The 14,194-nt window shown below is 66.5% G+C and carries 11 protein-coding genes; 1 reads left to right on the top strand and 10 read right to left on the bottom strand.

Going from position 1 to position 14,194, the window contains the following annotated elements:
* Positions 1 to 13: 13 nt before the first annotated feature.
* The 7 genes from V6Z91_RS19415 to V6Z91_RS19385 all read right to left on the bottom strand — a co-directional run bounded on the left by V6Z91_RS19415 (position 14) and on the right by V6Z91_RS19385 (position 9,503).
* On the bottom strand, positions 14 to 2,386 hold the full coding sequence (locus V6Z91_RS19415) for an EAL domain-containing protein (protein WP_338759867.1): 2,373 nt from the start codon (positions 2,384 to 2,386) through the stop codon (positions 14 to 16).
* A gap of 293 nt (positions 2,387 to 2,679) precedes the next feature.
* Positions 2,680 to 2,907, bottom strand: coding sequence for a hypothetical protein (locus V6Z91_RS19410; protein ID WP_338759864.1), 228 nt, complete (start codon positions 2,905 to 2,907; stop codon positions 2,680 to 2,682).
* Positions 2,904 to 5,102, bottom strand: a complete 2,199-nt coding sequence (locus tag V6Z91_RS19405) for an OsmC domain/YcaO domain-containing protein (RefSeq protein WP_338759861.1) — start codon at positions 5,100 to 5,102, stop codon at positions 2,904 to 2,906. Before V6Z91_RS19405 ends, V6Z91_RS19410 begins: the two co-directional genes overlap by 4 nt.
* Before the next feature lie 442 nt (positions 5,103 to 5,544).
* Positions 5,545 to 7,125: an isocitrate lyase gene (locus V6Z91_RS19400; RefSeq protein ID WP_338759858.1), complete on the bottom strand. Its 1,581-nt coding sequence runs from the start codon at positions 7,123 to 7,125 to the stop codon at positions 5,545 to 5,547.
* A 283-nt stretch (positions 7,126 to 7,408) separates the two neighbouring features.
* Positions 7,409 to 8,563, bottom strand: coding sequence for an MFS transporter (locus V6Z91_RS19395; RefSeq protein WP_338759855.1), 1,155 nt, complete (start codon positions 8,561 to 8,563; stop codon positions 7,409 to 7,411).
* Complete coding sequence (locus V6Z91_RS19390) at positions 8,515 to 9,000, bottom strand: hypothetical protein (RefSeq protein ID WP_338759852.1); 486 nt, start codon at positions 8,998 to 9,000, stop codon at positions 8,515 to 8,517. Before V6Z91_RS19390 ends, V6Z91_RS19395 begins: the two co-directional genes overlap by 49 nt.
* Entirely contained in the window at positions 8,997 to 9,503 is a 507-nt protein-coding gene (locus tag V6Z91_RS19385) for a prolyl-tRNA synthetase associated domain-containing protein (protein ID WP_338759849.1), read from the bottom strand. The genes V6Z91_RS19390 and V6Z91_RS19385 overlap by 4 nt, the downstream gene beginning before the upstream one ends.
* A 236-nt stretch (positions 9,504 to 9,739) precedes the next feature.
* Between V6Z91_RS19385 and purU the strand changes: the two genes are divergently transcribed.
* On the top strand, positions 9,740 to 10,603 hold the full coding sequence (gene purU, locus V6Z91_RS19380) for a formyltetrahydrofolate deformylase (RefSeq protein WP_338759846.1): 864 nt from the start codon (positions 9,740 to 9,742) through the stop codon (positions 10,601 to 10,603).
* 2 nt (positions 10,604 to 10,605) lie between these two features.
* On the opposite strand, the gene V6Z91_RS19375 is transcribed toward purU, so the two are convergent.
* The 3 genes from V6Z91_RS19375 to V6Z91_RS19365 all read right to left on the bottom strand — a co-directional run bounded on the left by V6Z91_RS19375 (position 10,606) and on the right by V6Z91_RS19365 (position 14,192).
* Complete coding sequence (locus tag V6Z91_RS19375) at positions 10,606 to 11,568, bottom strand: GlxA family transcriptional regulator (RefSeq protein WP_338759844.1); 963 nt, start codon at positions 11,566 to 11,568, stop codon at positions 10,606 to 10,608.
* A gap of 136 nt (positions 11,569 to 11,704) precedes the next feature.
* Entirely contained in the window at positions 11,705 to 12,901 is a 1,197-nt protein-coding gene (gene fdhA / locus V6Z91_RS19370; RefSeq protein ID WP_338759842.1) for a formaldehyde dehydrogenase, glutathione-independent, read from the bottom strand.
* Positions 12,902 to 13,100: 199 nt separating this feature from the next.
* The gene (locus V6Z91_RS19365; protein ID WP_338759840.1) at positions 13,101 to 14,192 is read right to left on the bottom strand and encodes a hybrid-cluster NAD(P)-dependent oxidoreductase; all 1,092 of its coding nucleotides are present in this window, start codon (positions 14,190 to 14,192) and stop codon (positions 13,101 to 13,103) included.
* Positions 14,193 to 14,194: the final 2 nt, after the last annotated feature.

The following is a 14,194-nucleotide window of genomic DNA, read 5'->3' as shown; positions in this document are numbered from 1 at the left end:
CGCCGGCCACCAGTCAGCGCGCGCTTTCCCCGACCTCGGCCAGGTACCGTTCGATGTCGGCAAGCGGCATCGGTTTCGCGAACAGGTATCCCTGCCCTTCGTCGCAACCGATCGCTTGCAGCTTTTCCATGAGCTCCACGCTTTCGATCCCTTCCGCCACCACGGAAAGATCGAGCGCATGCGCCATGTCGATCATTGCCGATACGAGACCCAGGTCGTTCACATCCTGGTTGACGAAAGTACGGTCGAGCTTGAGCACGTCCACCGGCAGTTGCCGGAGGTAGGACATGCTCGAGTAGCCGGTGCCGAAATCGTCCAGCGACAGCTTGATGCCCTGCTGCTTCAGCCCGAGCAGCGTCTCGGCCGACTGCGCCAGGTCGACGATCAGCGCGCTTTCCGTCACTTCCAGTTCGACGGAGCCCGGCGACAGCCCCGCCCCGTTCACCGCATGCAGCACCTGGTCTGCAAAGGCGCAGGAGCGCAGCTGGCGCGCCGAGACGTTGATGGACACGCTGAGCCCGAGCCCGAAACGCTCCTCGAGGCGCTTGAGGCTGCGGCATGCCTCGCCGAGCACCCAGGCCCCGATGGCCTCGATCTGGCCGCGCTCCTCCGCCAGCGGAATGAATTCGAGCGGCGAGACGTGGCCCAGTTCCGGATGGTGCCAGCGCAGCAGCGCTTCCATGCCGAGCACGCGCCTGCGGCGCAGGTCGATCCGCGGCTGGTAATGCACCTGGAACTGTTGCAGGTCCAGCGCCCGGTTCAGGGCCATCTCCAGCTGCAGCCGCCGCTTCGCCTCGGCGCACATCGACGGCTCGAAGAATTCGAACGAGCCGGTGCCGGCCGCCTTGGCCTTGTACATCGCGGTGTCCGCGCTCTGGAACAGCTGCTGCGTGCTTGCCGCGTCGCCCGAGGCCTGGCAGATGCCGATCGAGGCGCCGATCGACATTTCGAGGCCGTCGGCGTGGAACGGTGCCCGCAAGGCCGTCAGCAGCCGCTGCGCGATCGCCGTCGCGGCTTCACGGCCCACGCAGCTTGCCGCGACGACGAATTCGTCGCCCCCCAGGCGCGCCACCGCGTCGCCGGGGCGCATGCATTTCTTGAGCCGTTCGCTGACCTGCCGCAGCAGGATATCGCCCGTGGCATGGCCCATTGAATCGTTGATCTCCTTGAAGCGGTTCAGGTCGATGAAGAAGACCGTGGTCAGCGCCCGGCTCTCGGGCGAGGCCAGCATCGCATCGATGCGCTCGTTGATCCACGCCCGGTTCGGCAATCCCGTCAGGCTGTCGCGGGTGGCCAGCTCTTCGAGCTTCGCTTCCGCGACCTTGCGCTCGGAGATATCGTGGAAGAACACCGACAGGCCATCCGCATACGCATAGATCCGCTCGCTCAGCCAGACGCCGTTGGGCTCGTAGAATTCCTCGAAACTGATGCTCTGGCGCGTGGCCATCGCCTGCCGCAGGTTTGCGCCGACGACGGATTCGGCGAGCCCGGGAGCCACATCCCAGACGCGCTTGCCCAGTACCGCTTCGCGACCGGCGCCCACGAACGCCGCCGCCCGCTGGTTGCAGTAGGTGATGACCCAGTCGGCATTCACGGAAAAGAACCCGTCGTTGATGCTCTCCACCAGCGCCAGCTTGTCGCGCGCCATGGCCTGCAGCTGGCGCCGCATCTCCTGCTCTTCGGTGATGTCGCGGGAAACCAGTACCATGCCGAGACTGCGGCCGTCGGCCGGGTCGAAGATGGGGCAGGTCTTCGTGCTGAGCTGTATGTATTCGCCGCTGGCGCTGCGCTTGCGCACCTCGGTCACGAGCGGCCTGGCTTCAGGGGTGACCAGATACTCGAGCGCGGCGCGCGCGGCACCCTGGTCGTCCGGATGCAGGAAATCGATGACGGGCCGGCCGATCATCTGTTCCGGCCGCCATCCGAACAGGCGGGTGTACGAAGCAGAGATGTGCAGGTAGCGCCCGTCCGCTCCGCAGTGCGCGATCAGGTCGTCGCTATGGTCGATGATCAGGCGGTGTTCGGCGGCGCTGCGCCGTGCCCCGTCGAGCGCGTGCTGGTGCGCCGTCAGGTCGATGATCGCGCCGCTGAAGCACACGGTGCCCTCGCCCGCCGGAATCCCCGTCACGAGCAGATGGCGGACATGCCCGTCCACCGCGACCAGCCGCAATGGCTGCTGGAACGCCTCGCCCGCCGCGAGCGCGGCGCCCAGCGCGGCAACGTGAACGGAGTCTGCCCGCAGGCGTTCGTTCGCCAGCCAGTCCACCAGCCGTTGCCCAGCAGCCGCGCCGAGCAGGCCGGGATGGTGTTCGTGCAGGGAACGGAAGGCGCCGTCGGCGCCTGTCGACCAGATGGCGCCAAGGGTCGGAAAGTCGGGTTGTGGCATGGCGTTCATCGTCCAGCGGATGGCTCTATGCAGAGGTGTCGGGAACGAACGATGGGTCGCGGGTGCGAGCGGTTCGGGAGGTCGATGTGCGCGGCATCGGATGCCGGCCATCCTGCGCGTGCGGGCGCACTACGGCGTCGGAATGCGCTTGCTGGGCTGTTCCGACGAGACCAACAGTAACACCAATGATTCCATACCGCAACTTTAGTTGCGTGAGGCGGTGGATAGGTGTGTCAACCCCGCATCAATCGGCCTGTCCCTGCCTGGGCAGCCTCCAGGCCGGAATGAATCTCCTACTCCATCCGCTTCAGGCGCTGCCCGAGAATGCCCCAGCGGCAGTCGGTACCGTCCACATTGCCGCACAGGGCCCAGCCCGTGCCGATCTTTTCGACGGTGACGGGGCTGCCCAGCTCGGCGGCCAGCTTCTCGGCCCACATGCTGGCCGCGCCGCGGCCCTTGAACAGTTCCTGGCCCTCGAAGACGACGGTGGCGTCGAACACGGGCATGGCGAAGACGGTCATTGCTTTCTCCCGGCCGCGGCGGCGCGCGCCACGTGCAGTTTGCGGTAGCTGTCGATCAGGCGATGGTGGCGGTCCAGCCCTTCCAGCGCCATGCTGGTCGGCGTGAGCCCATGAAAGCGCACGGTGCCGTCGATGGAACCGAGCGCCGCGTCCATGCGCGGGTTGCCGAACATGCGGCGGAAGTTGGCCTCGTAGTCGGCCATTTCCAGCTCATCGTCGAGGGTCACTTCCAGCACCACGTTCAGCGCCTGGTAGAACAGGCGGCGTTCCACGGTGTTGTCGTTATATTGCAGGAAGGCGCCGACCAGCTCGCGGGCTTCCTCGAAGCGCTTCAGGGCGAGGTTGATCAGGAGGCGCAATTCCAGCACCGTCAACTGGCCCCAGTCCGTGTTCTCGTCGAATTCGATGCCGATCAGGGTGGCGATGTCGGAGTACTCGTCCAGCTCGTTGTTTTCCAGGCGGTCGAGCAGATCGGCCAGGCGCTCGTCATCGAGGCGGTGCAGGTTCAGGATGTCTTCACGGAACAGCAGCGACTTGTTGGTGTTGTCCCACACCAGGTCTTCGACCGGATACACCTCGGAATAACCGGGCACGAGGATGCGGCAGGCCGTGGCCCCCAGTTCGTCGTACACGGCCATGTAGACTTCCTTGCCGGCTTCTTCGAGCATGCCCAGCAGCGTTGCCGCTTCCTGGGCGTTCGAATCCTCGCCGTGCCCCGAAAAATCCCATTCGACGAAGTCGTAGTCGGCCCTGGCGCTGAAGAAGCGCCAGGACACCACGCCGCTCGAATCGATGAAGTGCTCGACGAAGTTGTAGGGTTCCTGCACCGCCTCGCTGGCGAAGGTGGGCGCCGGCAGGTCGTTCAAGCCTTCGAAGCTGCGGCCCTGGAGCAATTCCGTCAGGCTGCGCTCCAGCGCCACCTCGAAGCTGGGATGTGCGCCGAACGAGGCGAACACGCCGCCGGTGCGCGGATTCATCAGGGTTACGCACATGACCGGGTACACGCCGCCCAGCGACGCGTCCTTGACCAGCACGGGGAAGCCCTGCTCCTCCAGGCCGCGGATGCCGGCCACGATGGCGGGATACCTGGCCAGCACTTCCTGCGGCACGTCGGGCAAGGCGATCTCGCCTTCGAGGATCTCGCGCTTCACGGCCCGCTCGAAGATCTCGGACAGGCACTGCACCTGGGCCTCGGCCAGCGTGTTACCGGCGCTCATGCCATTGCTGGCGTACAGGTTTTCCACGAGGTTCGACGGGAAATACACGGTCGCGCCATCGGACTGCCGCACGAACGGCAGCGAGCAGATGCCGCGCTCCACGTTGCCGGAATTGGTGTCGTACAGGTGGGTGCCCAGCAGCTCGCCGTCGGGGTCGTAGATCTCCCGGCAGTAGTCGTCGAGGATCTCGGGCGGCAGCGCGCCCTTCCGGCCGGGCTTGAACCAGCGCTCGTTCGGGTAATGCACGAAGGGCGCGTTGGCGATGTCCTCGCCCCAGAACGCGCCGGCGTAGAAGTGATTGTTGTTCAGGCGCTCGATGTATTCGCCCAGGGCCGAGGCCAGCGCGCTTTCCTTCGTGGCGCCCTTGCCGTTCGTGAAGCACATCGGCGAATGCGCGTCGCGGATATGCAGCGACCAGACGTTGGGCACGATATTGCGCCACGAGGCGATTTCGATCTTGATGCCCAGGCCGGCCAGCAGCCCGGACATGTTGGCGATCGTCTGTTCCAGCGGCAGGTCCTTGCCGGGAATAAAGGTGCTGCCTTCCGGCTTCAGCGTCAGCAGCGCCTGCGCGTCGGCGTCGAGGTTTTCCACTTCCTCGATCACGAACTCCGGCCCCTGCTGCACCACCTTCTTCACCGTGCAGCGGTCGATCGAGCGCAGGATGCCCTGGCGGTCCTTTTCCGAGATATCGGGCGGCAGCTCGACCTGGATCTTGAAGATCTGCTGGTAGCGGTTCTCGGGGTCGACGATATTGTTCTGCGACAGCCGGATATGCTCGGTGGGGATATTGCGGGTATCGCAGTACAGCTTCACGAAGTAGGCGGCGCACAGGGCCGACGACGCCAGGAAGTAATCGAACGGGCCCGGCGCCGAGCCGTCGCCCTTGTAGCGGATCGGCTGGTCGGCGATGACCGTGAAGTCGTCGAACTTCGCTTCCAGGCGAAGCTTGTCGAGAAAGTTGACCTTGATTTCCATGCGAATTCCAGTTGGTGCTGATGATTGATGTCGGTGCGGCGGCTCAGCCATGCGGCGGCGGGGAAACAGAAAAGCCCTGTCCGGACAGGGCTTCATGTCTTGCTCATCGGGAGGCTTGCGGGGGTGCCCGCGCATCGACGGATATCATCCGGACCGGCAAGCAGTGCACTGTCGTGGCGCGCCCAGCGCGGGATTATACCTTGTGTTTTCATGCGATCCGGCGCAAGGGCTGCCCGGAAACGAAAAGGGCGCCGTGCCCAGGCAGGGCGACGGCGCCGAAAGCGCGGAGTGAGCGCTCCACGCAGGTACCCGATGGCTGCGCCGGCGACCCCACATCGCTGGCACTGCCGGCAGGCTGTATGGCACGGCGTTCGCGGAGGAGCATGCACGCACGCCGTGGATGGCAACAGGGCCGCTGTTGACGCAGCGGCCCCGCGATCGGTCAGAACTGGTTCATCGTATTGAGCTTGCCCGAAGCCTTCAGCGCCGCTTCGCCGCTGAAGTATTCCTTGTGGTCGTCGCCGATGTCGGAACCGGACATGTTCTGGTGCTTCACGCAGGCGATGCCCTGGCGGATTTCCTTGCGCTGCACGCCGGCCACGTAGCCCAGCATGCCCTGCTCGCCGAAGTATTCCTTGGCCAGGTTGTCGGTCGACAGCGCGGCCGTGTGGTACGTCGGCAGCGTGATCAGGTGGTGGAAGATGCCTGCCTCGCGGGCCGCGTCGGCCTGGAAGGTGCGGATGCGCTCGTCGGCTTCGCGCGCCAGTTCGGTCGCGTCGTACTCGGCGCTCATCAGCTGCGAGCGTTCGTAGGCCGACACGTCTTCGCCGCGTTCCTTCATGCCGTCGAACACCTGCTGGCGGAAGTTCAGCGTCCAGTTGAACGACGGGCTGTTGTTGTACACCAGCTTGGCGTTCGGGATCACCTTGCGGATTTCCTTGACCATGCCGCCGATCTGCGCGATGTGCGGCTTCTCGGTTTCGATCCACAGCAGGTCGGCGCCGTTCTGCAGCGAGGTGATGCAGTCGAGCACGCAGCGCGCCTCGCCGGTGCCTTCGCGGAACTGGAACAGGTTGCTCGGCAGGCGTTTCGGGCGCAGCAGCTTGCCCTCGCGCTTGATCACCACGTCGCCGTTGGCCAGCTGGTCGGCCGGGATTTCTTCCACGTCCAGGAAGCTGTTGTACTGGTCGCCCAGGTCGCCCGGTTCGCGGGTGTAGGCGATCTGCTTCGTCAGGCCGGCGCCCAGCGAGTCGGTGCGCGCCACGATGACGCCATCGTCCACGCCCAGCTCCAGGAAGGCATAGCGCACGGCGCGGATCTTGGCCAGGAAGTCCTCGTGCGGCACGGTGACCTTGCCGTCCTGGTGGCCGCACTGCTTCTCGTCGGAGACCTGGTTCTCGAGCTGGATGCAGCAGGCGCCCGCCTCGATCATCTGCTTGGCCAGCAGGTACGTCGCCTCGGCGTTGCCGAAGCCGGCGTCGATGTCGGCGATGATCGGCACCACGTGGGTGACGAAGTTGTCGATCTTTTCCTGGATCGCGGCGCGGGCCGGGCCTTCGGCAGCGTCGAGCTGGCGGAACAGGCCGCCCAGTTCGCGCGCATCGGCCTGGCGCAGGAAGGTGTACAGCTCGCGGATCAGCGCGGGCACGGCAGTCTTTTCATGCATCGACTGGTCCGGCAGCGGGCCGAATTCCGAGCGCAGCGCGGCGATCATCCAGCCCGACAGGTACAGGTAGCGGCGATCGGTGCTGTTGAAGTGCTTCTTGATGGAGATGAGCTTCTGCTGGCCGATGAAGCCGTGCCAGCAGCCGAGTGACTGCGTGTACTTGCTGGAATCGGCATCGTAGGCGGCCATGTCGCGGCGCATGATGCCGGCCGTGTAGCGGGCGATGTCCAGGCCCGTCTTGAAGCGGTTCTGCGCACGCATGCGTGCGGCGGACTCGGGATTGATGGCATTCCAGCCGCTGCCTTCCTGCTGTTTCAGGGCGGTGATGGACTGGATATCGTTCTGGTATTGGGACATGGTAAGGCTCCTGAGGCTGGTATCGAAATTTGCTTCCCGTCGCTGTCGGCAGCGCTGCCGAATGCCGGGCCGTTGGATACATCTTACGGCAGGCGCACTCGAGTCTCATGTCTTATATAAGAGTTGAAGTGAAGCTTTTTAATCCTTTAAAATCATCTACTTGGATCACTCGTTTCATAATGCGGCAAGATCTTTTACGGAACGGTAAGGATGCCGCCAAAAAGCGAAGCGCCATATTTCACGATGCGAAACGTCATTCGACGCTGCGAAAAACCGCTGTCGGTCAAGCCCTGTCGGGCTGCGCGCCGACCACCCGCGCCTGCCCCATGAATACCGCCAGCCCGGCGGCGCACGCGGCCAGGAAGCAATACAGGCTGGGCGCGCCTGCCAGCGACATCAGTGCACCGGCCAGCAGCGGCCCGAGGCAGGAGCCGACGCCGAACACGGTCAGCAGCAGGCCCGCCAGCGGCACGCGCAGGTGCGGGGCGATCCGTTCGTTGGCCAGGCCGGCCCCAAGCGGATACATGCAGAATTGCAGGCTGCCGATCGCGAACGCAAAGACGAGCAGCGTCGTGGGCGAGAATCCCTGGTACAGGCCCAGCGGCAGGCAGGCCAGCGCCAGCGCCACGGCGATGCCCCGGATCAGCGTGACCCGGCAGACGCGGTCCGACAGCCAGCCCAGCGGCAGCTGCGCCAGCAGGCCGGCCACGACGGTGAACGCAAGATAGCGGCCGACGGCCGCCGCATCCATGCCCTGGTGGGCCGCATAGAGGGCGGCCAGGCCGAAGAAGGAACCATTCAGCGTGCCCGACACGAACACCGTGCCGAGCGGTTGTGCCAGGCCCCGCACCAGAGAGCCGAGCGGAACACGCTGCGAGGCTGTCGCCGAAGGCGGCTGCGCCCGCGTGATGGCAAGCGGCACGAGCGCCAGCACGAAAGCCAGCGCCACCGCGGGATACGCATAGGTGCCCGCCGCGTCGTCGAGCCCCACCGCGAGCTGGCCCAGCATCATGCCGCCATAGGTGGCGATCATGTAGATGGCGAGCACCGTGCCGCGCTGCCGGCTGTCGGCGCGGTCGTTCAGCCAGCTCTCCAGCACCATCCACTGGCAGATCGTCGCCACACCCACGATCACGCGCAGCACGAGCCACAGCGGCAAGGCCGCGCTGGCGGCGTGGCCCAGCACGGCCAGCAGGATGATGCCGGCACTGGCGACATAGGCACGCACGTGCCCGAGCCGCGCGATCAGCAGCCGGCCGACGCCGGCTCCGCCGACCATGCCGAGGGCGTGCGCGGCCATCAGCGCGCCGACCTGGAAGTCGTCCGCGCCGGCGCCGCTGGCGCGCAGGGCCAGGAAGGTGATCAGCAGGGTCGCCCCCACCTGCATCATCAGCGTAGCCAGGTAGAGCGGGCCGAACGTCTTTGCGATACCGTACAAGTTGCATCCTTCGCGGTGTCACCCGCAGTGTTTCCTGAATCGGCCGGGAACAGCGCCGCATGTTCATTGCGCGACAGTGCCATGCGCACGCCAACGCCGCGCGCCTGCGGGCAGGCCCGCGGCTTGGACAGCGCGGCATCCAGCCACGTCACCCCGAGGTCGCTGGCGAACACGAAGTCGATCAGTTCGCGCAGCCTGGTTTCCAGCAGCGGCGTGTGCGGCGCCTCCGGCCATTCCTCCGTCACCCAGCGCACGATCGGCCGGTAATCGATGCCGCCGCCGCCGGGGCTGAAGCGGTGCGGATCCGGCACGATGACGAGGTTCACGTGCACGGGCTGGAATTCACGTTCGTGGTCCCAGATCCCCACGCGCAGGCGGGTATCGAGGTTCGAGATGGCGATCACCGGGCCCTGGCGCCCGCCGAGCAGGTCCATCACGGCACCCGCATCACGCGCGGTTCGTGGCCCGTGTAGGCCAGGAAGGCTTCCAGCGTGGCGTGCGGCACCGCCATCGTGGAGGTATTGCGCAGCGGGTGCCCCTGCACCTTGTCGGCCTTCCACACGGCTTCGTCGATCACGAGTTCGACCGCATGGTCCTTGTCGTTGACGATGGCGAAGATGCTGACCGCGCCCGGCGTGACGCCGAGATGGCGCTGCAGGCGCTCGGCCGAGGCCATGCTGAGGCGCGTGGCCGGCAGCTGGCGGCCCAGTTCGGCCATGTCCACGCGCCGGTCATGGGGCACGATGACGAGGATGTGGCGCTGGCCCTTGCCGTCGCGGACGAACACGTTCTTCGTCTTCACCCCGCCCAGGTGCGGCACGGCGGCCAGCGCTTCCTCGATGGTGAACACGGGGTCGTGCTCGACCGCCTCGAATGCCCAGTTCTGCCCGGCAAACAAGTCCCACAGGCCGCCCTCGGCGGTGGCTTCCAGCATATCCATGTCACTCTCTCCACAGTGTCGGTCGAGCCCCGATTGTAGAGGGGCGCCGGCGGCGGCTGTGACTGAAAGCGACATCGGCTTGTCCGGCGGCGCCAAGTCGCCCTTGTCGCAAACGTATCGCGCCGTGCGCCTTGATCGCGTCGCAATCGTACAAGCCGCTGGCGCTCCCATGACGGCCCCGCGGCAGGCCATGCGGTGTAATGGGACCGACCTTCCCTACCGAGAACCCGACCACCATGCCAAACGCGGAACCGACCCATATCCTCACCCTGTCCTGCGCCAGTTCGGCGGGGCAAGTGGCCGCCGTCACGGCCTTCCTCGAGCAGCGCGGCTGCTATATCGACGATATCGCCGCCTACGACGACAAGCTGGAACAGCGCTTCTTCGCCCGCTTCGTGTTCCACCCCACATCGAGTGCGCTGGCCCTCGGGGACTTGCGCGAAGGTTTCGCGCCGATCGGCGAGCGCTTCGCCATGGACTGGGCGATCAGCGACGCGGCGCAGCGCCCGCGGGTGATGATCATGGTCTCGAAGCTGGATCACTGCCTGAACGACCTGCTGTACCGCTGGCGGCTCGGCGAATTGAAGGTCGATATCGTGGCGGTGGTCTCGAACCACCCGGACCTGAGGCCGCTGGCCATCGCGCACGACATTCCCTTTCACCACCTGCCGATCACGCCCGACACGCGCGATGCGCAGGAAGCCGCCCTCCTCGCGCTGATCGAGCGCACCGGAACGGACCTGGTGGTGCTGGCGCGCTACATGCAGATCCTGTCCACGCAGCTGAGCGACCGGCTGGCCGGCCGCGCCATCAACATCCACCACTCCTTCCTGCCGGGCTTCAAGGGCGCGCGCCCATACCACCAGGCGCACAGCCGCGGCGTGAAGCTGATCGGAGCGACCGCGCACTATGTCACGTCGGACCTCGACGAGGGGCCGATCATCGAGCAGGTCGTGGAGCGGGTCGACCACAGCCACGATCCGGACCAGCTGCGCGCCACGGGGCGGGACATGGAATGCCTGGCGCTGTCGCGCGCGCTCAAGCTGCAGGTCGAGCGGCGCGTGTTCCTGAACGGGCAGCGTACCGTCGTGCTGCGCTAGGCTCAGTGCCGCTGGCGCCGCTCGGCGCCGGGGGCCATCTCGAACACTTCCCGATACGCCTTGCTGAAGCCGGCGGCGGTGCGGAAACCGCAGTCGGCGGCGACCTGCGCCAGCGGCAGGTCGGTCTGGCGCAACAGTTCGCGCGCCCGGTGCAGGCGCAATTCAAGGTAATAGCGCAGCGGCGACGCGCCCAGATCCTTCCTGAACAGGCGCTGCAGGTGGCGCGGCGAGGTGCCGGCCAGCCTTGCCAGTTCGTCCAGGCCCAGCGGTTCGCCCAGGTTCGCTTCCATCAGTTGCACCGCGTCGCGCAGTGCCGGCTGGGCGTGGGCGAGCCGCGCCGACAGCGGCACGGCCTGGCGAGCGCCCTCCTCGCGGACGTGCTCGTGGATGAACTGGCTGGCGATCAGCGCCACCGCGGCGGGCCCCAGGCGGGGCGCGACGATACCCAGCATCATATCCAGTGGTGCGATGCCGCCGCTGCACGTGTAACGGTCGCGGTCGATGACGAAGAGTTCCTGGGCGAAGTCGACTTTCGGGAAAGCCTTGGCCAGCGATTGCGCGTTTTCCCAATGGATGGTGCAACGATAGCCGTCCAGCAGGCCGGCCGCCGCCAGCGCGTGCGCGCCAGTGCACAGGCTGCCCAGGGCGACGCCTTGGGCCGCCAGCGCTTGCAGGAAGTCCAGCATGGGAGACTCGGTCGCGGTTTCCACGTCGATGCCACCGCACACGAAGACAATGTCGGGCAGGTCGGCCGGGTCGGGCCGCTGGGTGGGAACGGATAGGCCGTTGCTGGCCGTGGCATCGAGGCCGTCGAGGCCGAGCACCGTCCACCGGTAGCGCGTCTCGTAGCCCAGGTACATGGCCATGCGCAGCACTTCGACCGCGTTGGTGAACGCGATCATCGAGAAGTTCGGCAGCGGGATGAAACCGAAGTGCGTGAAGGCGCGGATGTCTGGGGCGGGCACGGGAGCCTCCGGAAACGGGAAGCGCATCATATACGATGAGCCGCATGGGATGGTACACCCGCTTCGGCAGGCCGATGCGCATGCATCCCCCAAGCGCAAGGCTGGGGTTCATGCACGCGCTCCGGCACACTCCCCGTCAAGCGGCCAGCAGCTGATGCGGATCGATCACGAATTTCCTCGGCGCGCCGGCGTCGAAGGCCGCATAGCCTTCCGGTGCCTGGTCGAGCGTGATCAGCTGCACGCCGACGATCTCGGCGATGTTGATGCGGTCCCACAGGATCGCCTGCATCAGCTGGCGGTTGTATTTCATCACCGGCGTCTGGCCCGTATGGAAGCTGTGCGACTTGGCCCAGCCGAGGCCGAAGCGGATCGACAGGCTGCCGTGCTTGGCCGCCGGGTCGACCGCGCCCGGATCGTCGGTAACGTACAGGCCCGGGATGCCGATCTTGCCGGCGGCGCGCGTGACCTCCATCAACGAATTGAGCACCGTCGCGGGGGCCTCGTGCTGGGCACCGGCATGGCCATGGCCGCGCGCCTCGAAGCCCACGCAATCGATCGCGCAATCGACTTCCGGCGTGCCGAGGATCTGGGCGATCTGGTCGGCCAGCGTTACGTCCTGCGACAGGTCGACCGTCTCGAAGCCCACCTTGCGGGCGTGCTCCAGGCGCGCCGGGTTCAGGTCGCCGACGATCACCACGGCCGCGCCCAGCAGTCGTGCGGACGCGGCGGCGGCCAGGCCCACCGGTCCGGCGCCGGCCACGTACACGGTGGAACCGGGACCGACGCCGGCCGTGACGGCGCCATGGAAGCCGGTCGGCAGGATGTCGGACAGGCAAGTGAGGTCGCGGATCTTCGTCATCGCCTGCGCCTTGTCCGGGAAGCGCAGCAGGTTGAAGTCGGCATATGGCACCATCACGAATTCAGCCTGGCCGCCGATCCAGCCGCCCATGTCCACGTAGCCGTAGGCGCCGCCGGCGCGCGACGGGTTGACGGACAGGCACACGCCCGTATGCTGTTCCTTGCAGGTCTGGCAGCGGCCGCAGGCCACGTTGAACGGCACCGACACGAGGTCGCCCACCTTCAGCGTTTCCACGTCGGAACCCACCTCGATCACCTCGCCGGTGATCTCATGGCCGAGCACGAGGCCGGCCGGCGCGGTCGTGCGGCCGCGCACCATGTGCTGGTCCGAGCCGCAGATATTGGTCGATACCACGCGCAGGATCACGCCATGGCCGATCTTGCGCCCGTTCGGCGTTTCCAGTTTCGGGAAGGGGATCGACTGCACCTCCACCTTGCCCTGTTCGATATAGACGACTCCACGATTTTCCGGCATTGCATGTCTCCTTGTTATGAGTGTTACAGCGTCCTGGTGTCGGACACCGGCTTGCCGGTGTCCGACACCGGTTTTCTCGTCCCTGGTCGGCGAACTCGGGGGAAAACCGGTGTCAGACACTATTTCGGGCTACAGCCCGAAATAGTGTCTGACACCGGCATGCGTCCGCCGCTGGCTGCGCTTCCGCGCCGCGGCGCCACTAGCGCTCCAGCACCACGTCACCCAGCGGCTTGCTGCAGCAAGGCAGGATCCAGCCCTGGTCGATCTCGCGCTGGCGGATGCCGCCCGAGTGCTTCATGTCCACCTGGCCCGACACCATCTTCGTCTTGCAGGTGCCGCACAGGCCCTGGGTGCACGAGATCGGCAGGCGCACGCCGGCGGCCTTGGCGGCGGCGAGGATGGTCTGGCCGGGTGGGCAGTCGACCTCGTCGCCGCTGCGGCTGAAGGTGACCTTGAAGCCGGCGCCCTCCCCTGCCTCGATGGCGGCTTCCTCATCGGCTTCCTGTGCCAGCGTCTCGAACGAGAAGCTCTCTTCGTGGTAGGCCGCCATGGGGAAGCCCGCGCCTTCCAGCATCGTGCGCACGGCGGCCATGTAGGGCGCTGGCCCGCAGGTGAACACCAGGCGTTCCTTGTAATCGGGCGCCACGTTCTGCAGCACGGCCAGGTTCAGGAAGCCGTTGAAGCCCGACCAGGCGGGCTGCGCGCCACGCCGCTCGCACACGGTGCCGAGCCGGAACAGGCCGTCGCGGTTGCAGGCCATCAGCTCCAGCTCGCGGGCGAAGATGATGTCGTCCGGCGTGCGCGCGCTGTGCACGAAGGCGATGTCGGCGTCCTGCACCAGGTCGTGCATGGCGCGCGCCATCGACATCAGCGGCGTGATGCCGCTGCCGGCCGACAGGAACAGGTATTTCTGGCGCGGCGGCATCGGCTGGAGGAAGCAGGAGAAGGCGCCGGTCGGGCCGCGTACCTTGACCCTCGCGCCAGCTTCGAGGTTGTCGTGCAGCCAGTTCGAGACAGCGCCGCCCGGCACCCGCTTGACGGTGATCGACACCGTGTCCGGCCGCGACGGCGTGGACGACAGCGTGTAGCAGCGCTGCACGGCCTGGCCGCCGATCTCCAGCTCCAGCGTGATGAACTGGCCGGGAGCGTAGCGGAACAGGCGCGGCTCCGGCGCCGAGAAGACGAAGGTCTTCACGTCGTGCGTTTCGCGGCGCACGGCGCGGCAGACGAGCGTGTCGTCGCGGTCGCCGTCCCACGGGACGGCCAGGTTGGCGAGCGTCGTGTTCATCATGG

This window comes from Massilia sp. METH4, assembly GCF_037094685.1.
In the GTDB taxonomy this organism is placed as follows: domain Bacteria; phylum Pseudomonadota; class Gammaproteobacteria; order Burkholderiales; family Burkholderiaceae_D; genus Rugamonas.
Note: the sequence above shows the minus strand (reverse complement) of the source record. Positions and strands in the feature narration are given on the sequence as shown.

Coding starts and splice junctions, on each gene's coding strand:
- V6Z91_RS19415 (WP_338759867.1), bottom strand. CDS start 2,386: ATGCCACAACCCGACTTTCCGACCCTTGGCGCCATCTGGTCGACAGGC.
- V6Z91_RS19410 (WP_338759864.1), bottom strand. CDS start 2,907: ATGACCGTCTTCGCCATGCCCGTGTTCGACGCCACCGTCGTCTTCGAG.
- purU (WP_338759846.1), top strand. CDS start 9,740: ATGCCAAACGCGGAACCGACCCATATCCTCACCCTGTCCTGCGCCAGT.
- V6Z91_RS19400 (WP_338759858.1), bottom strand. CDS start 7,125: ATGTCCCAATACCAGAACGATATCCAGTCCATCACCGCCCTGAAACAG.
- fdhA (WP_338759842.1), bottom strand. CDS start 12,901: ATGCCGGAAAATCGTGGAGTCGTCTATATCGAACAGGGCAAGGTGGAG.
- V6Z91_RS19365 (WP_338759840.1), bottom strand. CDS start 14,192: ATGATGAACACGACGCTCGCCAACCTGGCCGTCCCGTGGGACGGCGAC.
- V6Z91_RS19405 (WP_338759861.1), bottom strand. CDS start 5,102: ATGGAAATCAAGGTCAACTTTCTCGACAAGCTTCGCCTGGAAGCGAAG.
- V6Z91_RS19385 (WP_338759849.1), bottom strand. CDS start 9,503: ATGGATATGCTGGAAGCCACCGCCGAGGGCGGCCTGTGGGACTTGTTT.